This is a genomic window from Pseudomonas sp. Fl4BN1, from assembly GCF_009908285.1.
Classification (GTDB): Bacteria; Pseudomonadota; Gammaproteobacteria; order Pseudomonadales; family Pseudomonadaceae; genus Aquipseudomonas.
This window is the reverse complement of sequence record NZ_JAAARM010000148.1, coordinates 1-386: the sequence shown is the minus strand read 5'-3', so window position 1 is coordinate 386 and position 386 is coordinate 1. Positions and strand designations below refer to the sequence as shown.

Sequence of the window (386 nt, the reverse complement as noted above, 5' to 3'; positions counted from 1 at the left end):
GTCGTTCGCCGTGCACTGGATCAAGGCAGAGATCCACGAGTTTATTCTGCGTAACTGGCGGATCGTGAAAGTTGCGACCACCAAGGCTCAGCGCAAACTGTTCTTCAACCTGCGCAGCCAGAAAAAACGTCTGGCCTGGCTGAACAATGATGAAGTTCATCGTGTGGCTGAAAGCCTCGGTGTAGAGCCTCGCGAAGTTCGCGAGATGGAAAGCCGTCTGACTGGCCATGATATGGCGTTCGACCCGGCAGCCGAAGCTGACGACGACAGTGCATTCCAGTCGCCAGCCAACTACCTGGAAGACCACCGGTACGATCCGGCACGTCAACTGGAGGATGCTGACTGGACTGATAACTCCACCAGCAACCTGCATGAAGCGCTGGAAG

Annotated in this window: 1 pseudogene; it reads left to right on the top strand. The window is 56.0% G+C overall.

The window, feature by feature from the left end:
* A pseudogene (locus tag GV818_RS33980) lies at positions 1–386 on the top strand (RNA polymerase sigma factor RpoH); the annotation flags it as partial.